This is a genomic window from Martelella sp. NC20, assembly GCF_013459645.1.
In the GTDB taxonomy this organism is placed as follows: domain Bacteria; phylum Pseudomonadota; class Alphaproteobacteria; order Rhizobiales; family Rhizobiaceae; genus Martelella.
The window spans coordinates 2,579,363-2,591,898 of record NZ_CP054861.1 but is presented as its reverse complement, the minus strand read 5'-3'; the positions used below and the strand labels follow the sequence as shown (position 1 = coordinate 2,591,898).

Sequence of the window (12,536 nt, the reverse complement as noted above, 5' to 3'; positions counted from 1 at the left end):
AAGGTGCCGGGGATTCTTGGGCAGCGTGTTTGTCGCAAGCATTATATGCCGCGTCACCTCTTCCTTTGCCATAGCGACGACATCATATCGCCGCTGAAAGCAAGGACAGCGCCTTGATCTGTATCAGCCCGGCATGGCTTAAGGAGGATCAACCCCATAGACTGGCTCGAGTCGACATGAACATCTGTCGATGTTCAACAACTGCGGCACCAGAACCGATCAAGGCTCATTCAACGAGTCGCGCGACGTAGATCTCGTCGGCGGCAAGCGGCAGAAGGCGCTCCGCCATCTCGGCCTTCAGGGCTTCATGGCGCGCGGTTTCGTCTGCCGTCTTGTCCTTCTTGCCGCCAAGCCGCACGAATTCCTCGCGAACATGGCCGGGCTTTATCACCGCTTCCGCGACCTTTCCGCGATAGGCGAAGCGGAAGACATAAGGTCCGGGCGGATCGGTGATGATATCCTTGCCGCCGAGGGCACGGAAGACGGCCAGCCGGTTTTCGGTCAGCGCCCGCGTCACCATTTCCAGCGCATCGCGACCGCCCGGCCCCGTAAAGGCCGTGAGAATGGATATTTCGCGCCTCTCAAGCGGTTTGTCATCGAGAAGCGGAAACGCTGCCTGCATCGCTTTCAGCCCATGCACCACGCCGCCGGGAAAGCCGCCGCCGTGATAGGCCATGATGGCATCGAACGAAAAGCTCAGCTCCCGTCCGTTTTCGCAAACCGTTATCGTGTCATGCATCGAGATAATCTTTCAGATTGGGAATGAACCGGTCGAGGAAACGCGTCGTCGCCGGCATGAAATGCGATCCGTGATGGAACATCGGGTCGAGCGACGAGACGATCATCCGCCCCGGCGTCGACACTTCATCGATATAGAGAACGGCCCTGCCCTCGCCGTCCTGGATCAGGACGTCCGCGCCTTCGGGCGGCGTGAACCAGCCATGCAGATGCCAGGTGGCATCCCGATCGCCCATGCCCGCCATCAACGGATGGTCAGGGGCGGCGATCCTCACGCCGAGATCGGCGCCCTCTTCAAGCCACCACCACCAGTTTGTCGGCGTCGGGACAAATTCCACATTCGGCAGCCAGAGATGCGAGTGGCTCTCCCCCAGCGCCACGACAGTCCCGCCAGCCTGAAGATGCGCCGCGACGACATCTTTTGCGGCAATCATCCGCTGGGCCGGTGTGCGACACGGCACCCACAGCGCGTCTTCGGGCCTCAGCGTTTCGCGCAAGGCTTCAGGCGTGGTGATGGCGTCCAGATATCGCGCATGGCGCGAGCCTTCCAGCGCGTGGATATGGTAGTAACAGCCGGACGATGGCAGCACCAGACGCCCCCCACGGCCCGAGCCGCTTCTCATGCCCCGATAGGCTTCCGCTTCCGCCAGAGCTTCCCGGTAGGTCTCGGAAAGAGGCTGCGCGGTCGTCTGCCCGATGCAGGCACCGCCGGCCGCCCAGTTCACGATGCGGGCGGCAAGAGTTGCCGGCAATTCCCATTCGCGCCCCATGCTCGCCAGATCATTGCCGGCATGGCTGAAGATGCGCCCGCCGCCGGGTCGTTCCCAGACCCAGTCGACAGGCACCCGCGCCGGACCGAGACCATTGACGGCGACCGCTCCTTCGGGAAGCGGATTGCAGCCGCGGCCGTAAAACCCGGCAACGTCCTTGTTGGTTTCCAGCTTCTTCAGGTCGATGCCGTCGAAGATCGGATGAGCGTTGATGGCCTTGAGGTCGAAATCGGCCCGTTTCGGTGCCCTGATCGGCCGATACTGTTCCATCCCGGCAACCATAGGGCGCACCATATGGCCGTTGAAGAACCAGCGCCCGCCCCTTGCTAGAAAGGCTTCCAGCGCCGGCCTGAGTTCCAGCATGGCATTCTGATCGAGCTGATTGGAGGTGATCAGCCCGCCATATTTCGACAGATCCTGCGGTTTCAGGGCGCTCTGTTCGACGATGTCGAGCAAGCCATCGGCCGCGGCACGGCGGAAGGTTTCCGAGGGGCCTTCAAAGGTTGATCTCACATAGAGCACGGTCATGCGTATTCGCGTCCCGCAAACGCCGGCACCACGGCGCGACGCGCGCTGCCGGTCTGGCCTTCCATTTCCACCCAGCGCATGTCGACGCCGTAGAGCGTATTCAGCAGATCCGGCGTGATCATTGCCTCGACTGTCCCGTTGATTTCACGCCCGCCCGGCATCATCAGCAGCACGTCATCGGCTGCCGCCAGCGCATGGTTGGGGTCGTGCGTAGTGAAGAGTATCGCCCGGTCGCGGCGGGCGCGCAGCATGTTCAGAAGATCGAGCGTCTTCGACTGGTTGCCAAGATCGAGCGCTGACGTCGGCTCGTCAAAGACGAGCGCCGGCGAACCGGTGGCGAGCGCACGGGCGATCAGGATCATCTGCCGCTGACCGCCGGACATCCGGTCGTAGCGCTGTTCGGCGAGATGGGCGGCACCCACAATATCAAGCGCCTCCCGCGCCGCCTCGATATCACGCTTCCCGGGCTGGCCGAAAAGCCCGATGCGGGCGGCATGCCCCATGACCACGACATCGAGACCGGAAAGTTTCGCCTGCGAAGCGCCATGCTGGGGCACATAGCCGGCAATCCTCGGCGCGGTGCGCTTCCCGGCCGCAAGCGGCTGAAAGCCCAGAAGCGCGCGCAGAAGCGTCGTCTTGCCGCGACCGTTCGGCCCGAGAATGGCCATGGTCCGTCCGACAGGAACCTCGAAGGTGACATCGCGAAAGATAGCCCGGCTGCCGAAGGAAACGGCCGCACCCTCAAGTCCGATCATGGCTGGTTCGCCTTTGAAAAATGACGCCTGAGCAGAATGCCGAACACCGGCGCGCCGATCAACGCCGTCAGCACGCCGAGCGGTATCTCCGCCGCCGTCAGCGTGCGGGCAAGCGTATCGACAAAGGTGAGATAGGCTGCGCCCAGAATGGCGGAAGCCGGTATCAGAACCCGGTGGTCCTCGCCGACAAGAATGCGGGCGGCATGCGGTACGACAAGGCCGATCCAGCCGATAATGCCGGCAACCGCGACGGATGTCGCCGTCATCAGCGCCGTGGCGACGAAGATATACCAGCGTTCGCGATCCGGATTGACGCCAAGCGAGCGGGCCTCGGTGTCCTCCAGCGCAAGCAGGTTCAGCCGGTAGCGAAACAACCAGACGGCGACAATGCCAACAACAAGTCCCGGAAGCCCCAGCCAGAACCGCGCCCAGGTGGCTGTCGAAAACGATCCCATCAGCCAGTAGACGATCGCGGGAAGCGAGGTGTTGGGATCGGCGATGAACTGGACGACGGAGACGAGTGCCGAGAACAGCGCCCCGATGACCATGCCCGAGAGGATAACGGTAACGATTTCGGTGCGTCCGTTGATGCGGGCGAGAAGACCCACCAGAACGAGAGCCGCGAGGCCGAAGATGAAGGCAAGCCCCAGCAGCGTCACGCCGGCATAGCCGAGCAGGATCGAAAGCGCGCCGCCGAAGGCCGCGCCCTGGCTGATGCCGAGCACCTGCGGCGAGACCAGCGGGTTGCGGAAGACACCCTGAAGCGCCGCGCCCCCGACAGCAAGGGCTGCGCCCGAGACGGCCGCGATCAGCACGCGCGGCATACGCACCAGAAGCACGATGCGCTGGTCGATGCTGTCAAGCGGCGCGGACGGGTTGGCGATCCATTGCACGATGATTTCCGCGATCCGGCTGGGCGAGACCGAAAACCGCCCTGCCCCGATGGAAAAGATGAAGGCTGCGACAAGCGCCGCCAGCATCGCCCCAAACAGACCCGCCCTGAGAGCGCCGGTCCCGCCATGAAGACGGGCGCCGGCTTCCGTCATGCTCATGACTTCGACTTGAACTGGTCGTAGTTGGCTGCACCCTCGTTGCGATCAACCCAGAGAATGTTGTCGATATCCTCTTCGCTCAGGTCGTAGTCGTAGATGGTCTTGTAGGCCTTCTTCATCTCGGCCCTCAGATCGTAATTGAAGACATCCGGATGGAGGAGATCGGCGAGCCACATCCAGGTCAGCGGGCTTTCCGTGTTCGGCGGGTCCCAGCGATAGCCGCCCAGCGGCATGCGGTAGACCTTGCGATTCTGCGCCGCGCTGGTGAGCGAAAGGATGGGGTCGTTGTAAATCCGCTCCGGCGAAATGTCGCTTTCGAAATTGTTGAGCAGGATGACGTCGGGGTTCCATTCGGCGATCTGTTCCGGATTGATCGTGACGCCATTGGCCTCAAGGTCAGCCGATGCGCTCGTTCCGCCTGTCAGCTCGATATACCAGGTGTGGTAGTTGTTCTTCGCGCCGGAGGCGATCAGGGTTTCCATGGCGCGCTGCAGATAGAGCACTTTCGGCCTGTCTGCGTCGGCGATCGCGGACGCCTTGCTCGCGACATCCGAGGCCACGTCCTCGCGCCACTCGATCAGCGGGCCGATACGGTCCTCGCGGCCCATGGCCTTGGCTGACATCGTCATATATTCGCGCGTCTTTTCCTCCGTGCCGTAGGAAATCAGCATGGCGGTGAGACCGGCATTGGTGATCGGATCGACAAGGTCATCGCCGCGATCCGCCCACTGGATGACGAGGTCGGGATTGGTGGCCGCCAGTTCCTCGACATTGGGAATGAAATTCGGCGCGGTGATATCGGAGGGAATGTCGATGGCTTCCGGATAGATCTTGCCCAGAATACCGTCAAGAACCGCCTGCTTGGCCACCGGATTCATACCGACCTGCTTTTCGACGCCGCCATCGATTGCGATCAGAGTCGATGCCATCGGCATCGGGATTGAAGCGACCCGTTCAGCCGGCCCTTCGAGCCTGACCTCCCGTCCCGCCTGATCGGTGATTTCGATCGGATCGGCCATGGCGGCATGCGCGGCCAGAGCAATGAACGCACCCGACAGGATTCCCGAGGCTTTGCAGACTTTCATCAATGTCTCCCACGAATAAGGTGATACATGGATCGCGTTATATTAATGTGACTTTTATAGTCAAGTTTTAACGGCGAATGCAAGACAACTCACAGGCCTCGCGGGTGAGGTAAAGTCTGAGGCAACAAGATTGGTGAGGCTACGCGGCGTCCGTCCCGCCAAAAAATCGGACGCGTCGCTCTGGAGTAAATCGCCCGCGCCGGCTCCAACACGTCATGTCGCCGCGCTTCGGGTCGCCCGAAGAAAGACCGTGGACGCACCAAAAACAGCCGTACCGGACCATCCTTGGAAGCGCACAGTAACGCACGGTGGATCATCTGATTGAAATCATTAAGAAAATGGTGATCCCGACGCGATTCGAACGCGTGACCCTCAGATTAGGAATCTGATGCTCTATCCTGCTGAGCTACGGGACCACTCGCCCCTCCATACAAAAGCGAGAGCCGGATGAAAAGCCCTGATTTTGCTTTGCGGGTTCAGGCGGCGAGGCGGGCTTCGGCGAGGCGGACCCAGTAGGAAATGCCGTAGGGGAGCGCCTCGTCGTTGAAATCATAGTCCGGGTTGTGCAGCCCGGCGCTGTCGCCATTGCCGAGAATGATGAAGGCGCCCGGCCGGGCCTCGAGCATGTAGGAAAAATCCTCCGCCGCCGTCCACGGCGCGAAGTCGGTATCGACCGCCTCGACGCCGGCAACCGTGATCGCGGCGTCCGCGGCATGGCGCGTCTCGCCCTCGTGATTGACCGTCGGGGGATAGTTGCGGGTGTAGGTCACCGCTGCCTTTGCGCCGTGGACAGCGGCCAGCCCCTCGGCGATGGCCCTGATCCTGCCTTCGGCAAGGTCGCGGTTTTCCGGGGTGAAGGAGCGCACCGTGCCGCCGAGTTCGGCTTGCGACGGTATGACATTGTGGGCAAAGCCCGCGTGGAACTCGGTGACCGAGACCACCAGCGCGCTCACCGGATCGGCGCTGCGCGAGACGATCATCTGCAGCGCGCCGACGATCTGGCTGCCGATCATGATCGGATCGATGGCCTTGTGAGGCTGGGCCGCGTGCCCGCCCCTGCCCGTGATCACGATCCGGAACTCGTCGGTGGCCGCCATGATCGGGCCGGGGCGGATCGCAAAGGCGCCGACGGGAAGGCCGGGAAAATTATGCATGCCATAGACCTCGGCGATCGAGAACCGGTCCATCAGCCCATCCTCGATCATCGCCTTGCCGCCGCCGCCGCCTTCTTCGGCGGGCTGGAAAATCACGGCCACCCTGCCCCTGAAATTACGCGTCTCGGCGAGGTATTTCGCAGCCCCCAGCAGCATCGCCATGTGGCCGTCATGGCCGCAGGCATGCATCTTCCCCGGGATTGTCGAGGCCCACGGCCTGCCGGTTTCCTCGCCGATCGGCAACGCGTCCATATCGGCGCGCAGGCCGATCGTGCGCCCCTCGCCCGCCCGGCCATGGATGAGGCCGACCACGCCGGTGCGGCCAATGCCCTCGATGACCTCATCGACACCGAACTGCCGCAATTTGCCTGCTATGAAATCCGCCGTCGCCTGCACGTCATAGAGCAGCTCGGGATGACGATGCAGGTGGCGCCGCCATTCGGCCGCTTGATTTTGAAGTTCGGCGGCATAGTTCAGCACCGGCATTAATGATACCCCTGCATTTTTCTAAAATTCGTTGTAAAACACGCTAACATTATGTGGGATCGAACGTGTCCGCATCAAGAAGACGAGCCCTTCAAGGGGTATATCGATAGCAGCCGACAGGCAAGTGGAGAGAACTCCCGTGTTTCAAATGGCCAGGACGAAATCGAGAACCCGGCAACTTGGCCGGACGGTGGCCGGCGCCCTGCTGCTGGCCGGGCTGATGCTTGCCGGACTGGCACTTCCGGGCGCCGCCTACGCCAACCCCTATGTCGTGGTCGATGCCAAATCCGGGCGTGTGCTGTTTGCCAACGAGCCGTTCAGGAAATGGTATCCGGCCTCGCTCACCAAGCTGATGACAGCCTATCTCGTGTTCGAGGACATGAAATCGGGCCGGCTCGATCCGCGCGCGGCGATCACCTTTTCGGCAGCCGCCGCCAATGAACCGGCCTCGAAGATGTATTTCGCGCCCGGCACCCGCGTGACGGTCGACAATGCGCTGAAGATGATGCTGGTGCATTCTGCCAACGACGCCGCCCATGCCGTCGCCGATGCCGCGATCGGCGGGCGCGAGGCCTTCATCGCCCGCATGAACGCCAAGGCCGCCGAACTCGGCATGGTCGACACCCGTTTCGTCAACGCCAACGGCATGACCTCGATGGCCAGTCCGCAGACCGGCCAATATACCACCGCGCGCGACATGGCGGTTCTGGCGCTCGCAATCAGCAACGATTTTCCGGAATATCACTATTATTTCACCATCCCCGGCATCGCGGCGGACAGCGGAAAATACCGCAACACCAATCTGCTTGTCGGCAATTTCGACGGCGCGACCGGCATGAAGACCGGCTTCGTCTGCGCCTCGGGTTACAACCAGGTTTCCTCGGCCTCGCGCGGCGGCCGCACGGTGATCGCCGTCGCCTTCGGCGCCAACAGCGTGCCCGCGCGCGCGGACAAGGCCGCCGAACTGCTGCAGGCCGGCCTGACGACGAATGAGCGCTCCGGCCCCGAACTTGCGAGCTATCTGCCGCCGCCGGCCCCGGACCGCCCGGTTGCCGATATCACCAGTCAGATCTGTACCGCGGAAGCGATCCAGGACCGTGGCGACATACGCGACGACGACGGCAATTACATCTTCAAGTCGCCCTATCTGAAGCCGCTGCCGAAGGAATTTGCCACCATCGATGCATTCCGCCTGCCGAACGACACCGAAACCGTGGCAAGCTCGCTCGACAATCTCACCTATGTGCCGCTGCCCTATGCCCGGCCCGAGCAATAAAAGTCAAAATGTACCAGCCTTCGCATCCTATCCCCGTTTCGATCGTGACCGGCTTTCTCGGCGCGGGCAAATCGACGCTTCTGAACCGCCTGCTCGGTGATCCGGCCCTTGCCGATGCCGCGGTGATCATCAACGAGTTCGGCGAAGTCGGCATCGACCACCTTCTGGTCGAACGCTCCGGCGATTCGATCATCGAGCTTTCCAATGGCTGCCTCTGCTGCACGGTGCGCGGCGAACTGATCGACACGCTCGCCGACCTGCTCGACCGGATGCAGACCGGCAGGATCAGGCCGGTTAGCCGGGTGATCATCGAGACCACCGGCCTTGCCGACCCGGTTCCCGTGCTGATGGCGATCATGGCGCATCCGGCGATTGCCGCCAGCTTCCGGATCGATGGCGTGGTGACGCTGGTGGATGCGGTTACCGGGATCGGGGCGCTTGAGCGTCATGACGAAGCCGCCCGCCAGGTCGCCGTCGCCGATCGCCTCGTCATCACCAAGACCGACCTCGTCCCGGCTGAGGCGACGGCCGGCCTCGCCGAGCGGCTTGCCGCCATCAACCCGACCGCCGAAATCGTCGATGGCGCAGCACCCATGGCCGCTCAACCCGGCCTTCTGGTTGCGGGCCTGTTCGATCCGGCGCGCAAATCGGCGCAAGTCGGCGAATGGTTGCGGGCGGCGGTTGCCGGCCACGATCACCACCATCACGACGTCAACCGCCACGACGAGCATATCCGCGCCTTCGTGCTGTCCGCGGGCGTCCTTGCGTCGCGACCGGTGATCGAGGCGTTCCAGCATCGGCTGGCCGGCGAGCACGGCGGGCATATCCTGCGTATCAAGGGGATCGTGGCGCTAGCCGGCGAACCCCGCCCACTTGCGATCCACGGCGTCGGCGACAGGGTCTATCCGGCACGTCTACTTGCCGGCTGGCCCGAGGGCGTCGCGCCGGAGACGCGGATCGTGGTGATCGGCTCGGATCTTTCCGAAACGGCGGTGCGCGAGCTGTTTGCAAGCTTCCTCGACCGACCGGCAATCGACCGGCCGGACCGCGCGGCGCTTGAGGAAAACCCGCTTTCCGCCTTCGGCTTCAGGCGCTGATCTTTTCGGCCCGTCCGAGGCGGTCAGGCCCGCGCAATCACGAAACGGTGCCCGCTTTCGGTCTTTTCGGTGGCAATCAGCCGGTGGCCGTTCTCATGGCAGAGGTGGGGAATGTCGATCACGGCGAGCGGATCGGTGGTCTCGACGGTCAGCAGACTGCCGGGCGCAAGGTCCTGCAGGCGCTTGCCGGTCTTGAGCGCCGGCAGCGGGCATTTCAGCCCCTTCAGATCATAATGGAAGGACTGCGGCGCTAAGCCTTCGCTCACCAGAATTTCCAGAACGGCTTGTCGGCCTTCTTCGCGGGCTCGGGCTCGGCGTAAGCGGCCATCGGGCTCGGCTCGGGAATCGGAACCGAAGAGGAAACCGGCACGTCCGGCACATCCGGGATTGCAGCCGTCTGGGTGACGGTGTCGATCTCGACCGGCGCTTCGGCGGGCGTCTCCAGCGGACCGTATTTGGCGATGCGGTACTCGTCGACGGTGACGTAACGGCCGGCCTCCAGCGCGGAGCCGGTCGGCTGGTAAAGCGCGTCTGTCGGGTCCTTGCGCAGATCGGCGACGATCGCCTTGCGTTCCGATTCGCTCGGATCGATCCAGACCTTGTCCTCGTTCTTCGCAAGCGCTGCGGCAAATTGCTTCTGGTACTCGGTGCGGCTCGTCGCAAGCGGCATCATGTCCTGGGTCGGGATATTGGAGGCCATGACCGGGCAGGCGCGATCGGAGGCGACATCGCCGCCATTGACCGGATCCTTGTTGAACACATAGTCGCCGCCGCAGACATCGACGTCGGGCACCTTGTGGGTCACGTCGAAATAGTCGTAGCCTTCCTTCAGCGTCTGCCAGAAGGGGTAGTTCTCGTTGTGGCGGTGGCGCACCATGTTTTCCGCGGTCATGCGGAACGGGTAGGCCTGCAGCATGATCGCCTGCTGGCCGCCGGCAAAGGCGTCGCGCGAAAGGGAGAAGATTTCGAGGATCTGCTCGTCGGTCATCGAATAGCAACCGCGCGATGAGCACGCGCCGTGGATCATCAGATCGGAGCCGGTGAACTGGTTGGCGCGGTCATAGCGGTTGGGATAGCCGGTATTGATCGCCAGGAAATACTGCGAATAGGGGTTCAGAAGCCCCTTGGAGAGCGGATAGAAACCTTCGGGCGCCTGCCGGTCGCCCTCCTTCTTCTTGGGGCCGAGCTTACCGGACCAGGCGCAGATCTCATAGGTCTCGAGTTCGCCATAGGTGCCGTCGCGTTTCTGCTTCCAGATTTCCAGAACGCCCTCTTCCTTGAAGATCCGGATCGTGATCGGCGCGTTCTTGGCCATGTCGCGCGAACTCATCTTCGCCACCATGGAAGAAGGCAAAGAATAGTTCATCTTCTCCTGCACGGAGGAGAAGTCGGTACTGTCAAAAAAGCTGTTGCAGCCCGTTAGCGCCACAGCGGCGAACATTATCGGGGCCAGTACAGTCAAGCGCATGGATAGAACCTGCCGGATTTTGCCTTCAAACGCAACGGTTGCCCGCCACGCAGTGGAAATCATAATGCACTGTCAAACTTCAAGAAAGCGTTAACCGTTTCTTTCCGCCCCGGCAACAGCAACCCGGTGAGGGATCGCAAATCCTCAGAGGTTACGGCCGATGGCGAGGAATTTCTGGCGGCGCAGATTGCGGATTTCCTCCGGCGACTTGCCGTCGAACTCGCCGAGCCCCTCGGCAATCTGGTCGCCCGAAGCGTCGATCACGATATCGGCATTGCGGTGCGCGCCGCCGACCGGCTCGGGGATGATCTCCTCGACAATGCCGAATCCCTTCAGATCCTGGGCGGTGATCTTCATGTTGGTTGCCGCTTCCTTGGCGCGGGCGGAATCGCGCCACAGGATCGAGGCCGCCCCTTCCGGCGAAATCACCGAATAGATCGCGTGTTCCAGCATATAGACCCGGTTGGCGGCCGCGATCGCGATCGCGCCGCCCGACATGCCCTCGCCGATCACCAGCGTGATCATCGGCACGCCGATCCGGAGGCACATCTGGGTCGACCGCGCGATCGCTTCCGCCTGTCCGCGCTCCTCCGCGCCGACGCCGGGATAGGCGCCCTGGGTATCGACGATCGAGATCACCGGCAGGTTGAAACGGTCGGCAAGCTCCATCAGGCGGATCGCCTTGCGGTAGCCTTCCGGCCGCGGCATGCCGAAATTATGCTTCAGCCGGCTTTTGGTGTCGTGGCCCTTCTCCTCGCCGATCACGGCGACGGGGCGTCCGCGGAAACGGGCAAGCCCCGCCTGGATCGCCGCGTCCTCGCCGAAATTGCGGTCGCCGGCGATGGTGGTGAATTCGGTGAACAGCCGCTTGGCGTAATCGAGGAAGTGCGGGCGCTGGGGATGGCGGGCCACCTGCGCCTTCTGCCATGGCGAAAGCTTGCCGTAGATATCGGTCATCGCCTCGCTGACGCGGGTTTCCAGGCGCGCGATCTCTTCCGACGTGTCGATGCTCTCGCCATCATCGGCCAGTTTCTTCAGCTCGATAATCTTGGCTTCCAGATCGGAGATCGGCCTTTCGAAATCGAGATAGCTGTACATTGTCGCAGTTTCCCTGGGTTTTCCGCCGGGCCCGGAACCGGGTTCTCGGGCTTCCACTTACAATATTGTGCCGCTTAATCCCGTTTTTTGGCTTCTTTTGCAAGGGGGTGATGCATTTCCACCAGTTCCCGGAGCCGCTCTTCCAGCACATGGGTGTAGATTTGCGTGGTCGAGATGTCGGCATGGCCGAGCATTTCCTGCACCGCGCGCAGGTCGGCGCCGTTCTGCAGCAGGTGGCTTGCGAAGGCATGGCGCAACACATGCGGCGAGATCGTGGTGGTTCTGAGCCCCGCCCGGCCGGCAAGCCCTTTCAGGTCGCGCGCGAACACCTGGCGCGAAAGATGCCCGGCAGCGCCGCGGGAGGCGAACAGATAAGGGTTTTCGTGGTCGCCCGCGGCTTTCTGCCGCTCGGCATCGAAGGCGGCAAGCGCATCCAGCGCGCGGCGCGACAGCGGAACGGCACGTTCCTTGTTGCCCTTGCCCCGCACCGTGAGAAACCGCTCCTTCTTCTTCATCACCGACGCCGGCAGCGTGACGAGTTCGGAAACCCGCATGCCGCTGGCATAAAGCGTTTCCATGAGCGCGCTCATGCGCAGCTTCTCAAAATACTGTGGACCGTGTTCACGCGCCTCCGCCGCCGCCTGCTCCAGCAGCCGGTCGACATCGGCGACAGAGAGGATTTTCGGCAGCGGCCGGGACTTTTTCGGTGCATCGATGATGCCGGTCGGATCGTCGCCGCGCATACCCTCGGCATAGAGAAACTGATAGAACTGCTTCAGCGCCGAAAGTCGCCTTGCCTGAGAGCTTGCCGCGAACCCGCGCCGCGAAAGCTCGGAGAGATAGGCGGCGATATCGCCCGAACCCGCGTCGTCGACGGAAACGCCGCGGTCAATCATGAAGTCGCGATAGTCGTCGAGATCGCGCTGATAGGCTGAAAGCGTGTTGTCGGCCGCACCCCGCTCCGCGCTCAGCATTTCGATGAACGCCTCGATATGAGCGCCTGAAAGATCCAATGCGGTCCACTCCCTG

At 62.6% G+C, this 12,536-nt stretch carries 12 protein-coding genes and 1 tRNA gene; 2 read left to right on the top strand and 11 right to left on the bottom strand.

Annotation, left to right across the window (positions count from 1 at the left end):
* Positions 1-226: 226 nt before the first annotated feature.
* The 7 genes from HQ843_RS12330 to HQ843_RS12300 all read right to left on the bottom strand — a co-directional run bounded on the left by HQ843_RS12330 (position 227) and on the right by HQ843_RS12300 (position 6,568).
* Positions 227-739 (bottom strand): hypothetical protein, encoded by a 513-nt coding sequence (locus HQ843_RS12330; RefSeq protein WP_180898038.1) that lies wholly within the window; start codon positions 737-739, stop codon positions 227-229.
* Positions 732-2,036, bottom strand: coding sequence for a hypothetical protein (locus HQ843_RS12325; protein WP_180898039.1), 1,305 nt, complete (start codon positions 2,034-2,036; stop codon positions 732-734). Before HQ843_RS12325 ends, HQ843_RS12330 begins: the two co-directional genes overlap by 8 nt.
* On the bottom strand, positions 2,033-2,791 hold the full coding sequence (locus tag HQ843_RS12320) for an ABC transporter ATP-binding protein (RefSeq protein ID WP_180898040.1): 759 nt from the start codon (positions 2,789-2,791) through the stop codon (positions 2,033-2,035). Before HQ843_RS12320 ends, HQ843_RS12325 begins: the two co-directional genes overlap by 4 nt.
* Entirely contained in the window at positions 2,788-3,843 is a 1,056-nt protein-coding gene (locus HQ843_RS12315) for a FecCD family ABC transporter permease (RefSeq protein WP_180898041.1), read from the bottom strand. Before HQ843_RS12315 ends, HQ843_RS12320 begins: the two co-directional genes overlap by 4 nt.
* On the bottom strand, positions 3,840-4,928 hold the full coding sequence (locus HQ843_RS12310; protein WP_180898042.1) for an ABC transporter substrate-binding protein: 1,089 nt from the start codon (positions 4,926-4,928) through the stop codon (positions 3,840-3,842). The genes HQ843_RS12315 and HQ843_RS12310 overlap by 4 nt, the downstream gene beginning before the upstream one ends.
* Before the next feature lie 339 nt (positions 4,929-5,267).
* Positions 5,268-5,344, bottom strand: a tRNA-Arg gene (locus HQ843_RS12305).
* A 60-nt stretch (positions 5,345-5,404) separates the two neighbouring features.
* On the bottom strand, positions 5,405-6,568 hold the full coding sequence (locus HQ843_RS12300; RefSeq protein ID WP_180903494.1) for a M20 aminoacylase family protein: 1,164 nt from the start codon (positions 6,566-6,568) through the stop codon (positions 5,405-5,407).
* Between the two features lie 148 nt (positions 6,569-6,716).
* Between HQ843_RS12300 and HQ843_RS12295 the strand changes: the two genes are divergently transcribed.
* Both HQ843_RS12295 and HQ843_RS12290 read left to right on the top strand, forming a co-directional pair.
* Complete coding sequence (locus tag HQ843_RS12295) at positions 6,717-7,844, top strand: D-alanyl-D-alanine carboxypeptidase family protein (RefSeq protein ID WP_180898043.1); 1,128 nt, start codon at positions 6,717-6,719, stop codon at positions 7,842-7,844.
* Positions 7,845-7,852: 8 nt separating this feature from the next.
* The gene (locus tag HQ843_RS12290; protein WP_180898044.1) at positions 7,853-8,941 is read left to right on the top strand and encodes a CobW family GTP-binding protein; all 1,089 of its coding nucleotides are present in this window, start codon (positions 7,853-7,855) and stop codon (positions 8,939-8,941) included.
* Positions 8,942-8,964: 23 nt separating this feature from the next.
* On the opposite strand, the gene HQ843_RS12285 is transcribed toward HQ843_RS12290, so the two are convergent.
* The 4 genes from HQ843_RS12285 to xerD form a co-directional block, all read right to left on the bottom strand.
* Positions 8,965-9,207: a sulfurtransferase TusA family protein gene (locus HQ843_RS12285; protein ID WP_180898045.1), complete on the bottom strand. Its 243-nt coding sequence runs from the start codon at positions 9,205-9,207 to the stop codon at positions 8,965-8,967.
* Complete coding sequence (locus HQ843_RS12280; RefSeq protein ID WP_180898046.1) at positions 9,204-10,409, bottom strand: L,D-transpeptidase family protein; 1,206 nt, start codon at positions 10,407-10,409, stop codon at positions 9,204-9,206. Before HQ843_RS12280 ends, HQ843_RS12285 begins: the two co-directional genes overlap by 4 nt.
* A 144-nt stretch (positions 10,410-10,553) precedes the next feature.
* Positions 10,554-11,507, bottom strand: coding sequence for an acetyl-CoA carboxylase carboxyltransferase subunit alpha (locus HQ843_RS12275; protein WP_180898047.1), 954 nt, complete (start codon positions 11,505-11,507; stop codon positions 10,554-10,556).
* A gap of 74 nt (positions 11,508-11,581) precedes the next feature.
* The gene (gene xerD, locus HQ843_RS12270) at positions 11,582-12,520 is read right to left on the bottom strand and encodes a site-specific tyrosine recombinase XerD (RefSeq protein WP_180898048.1); all 939 of its coding nucleotides are present in this window, start codon (positions 12,518-12,520) and stop codon (positions 11,582-11,584) included.
* Positions 12,521-12,536: the final 16 nt, after the last annotated feature.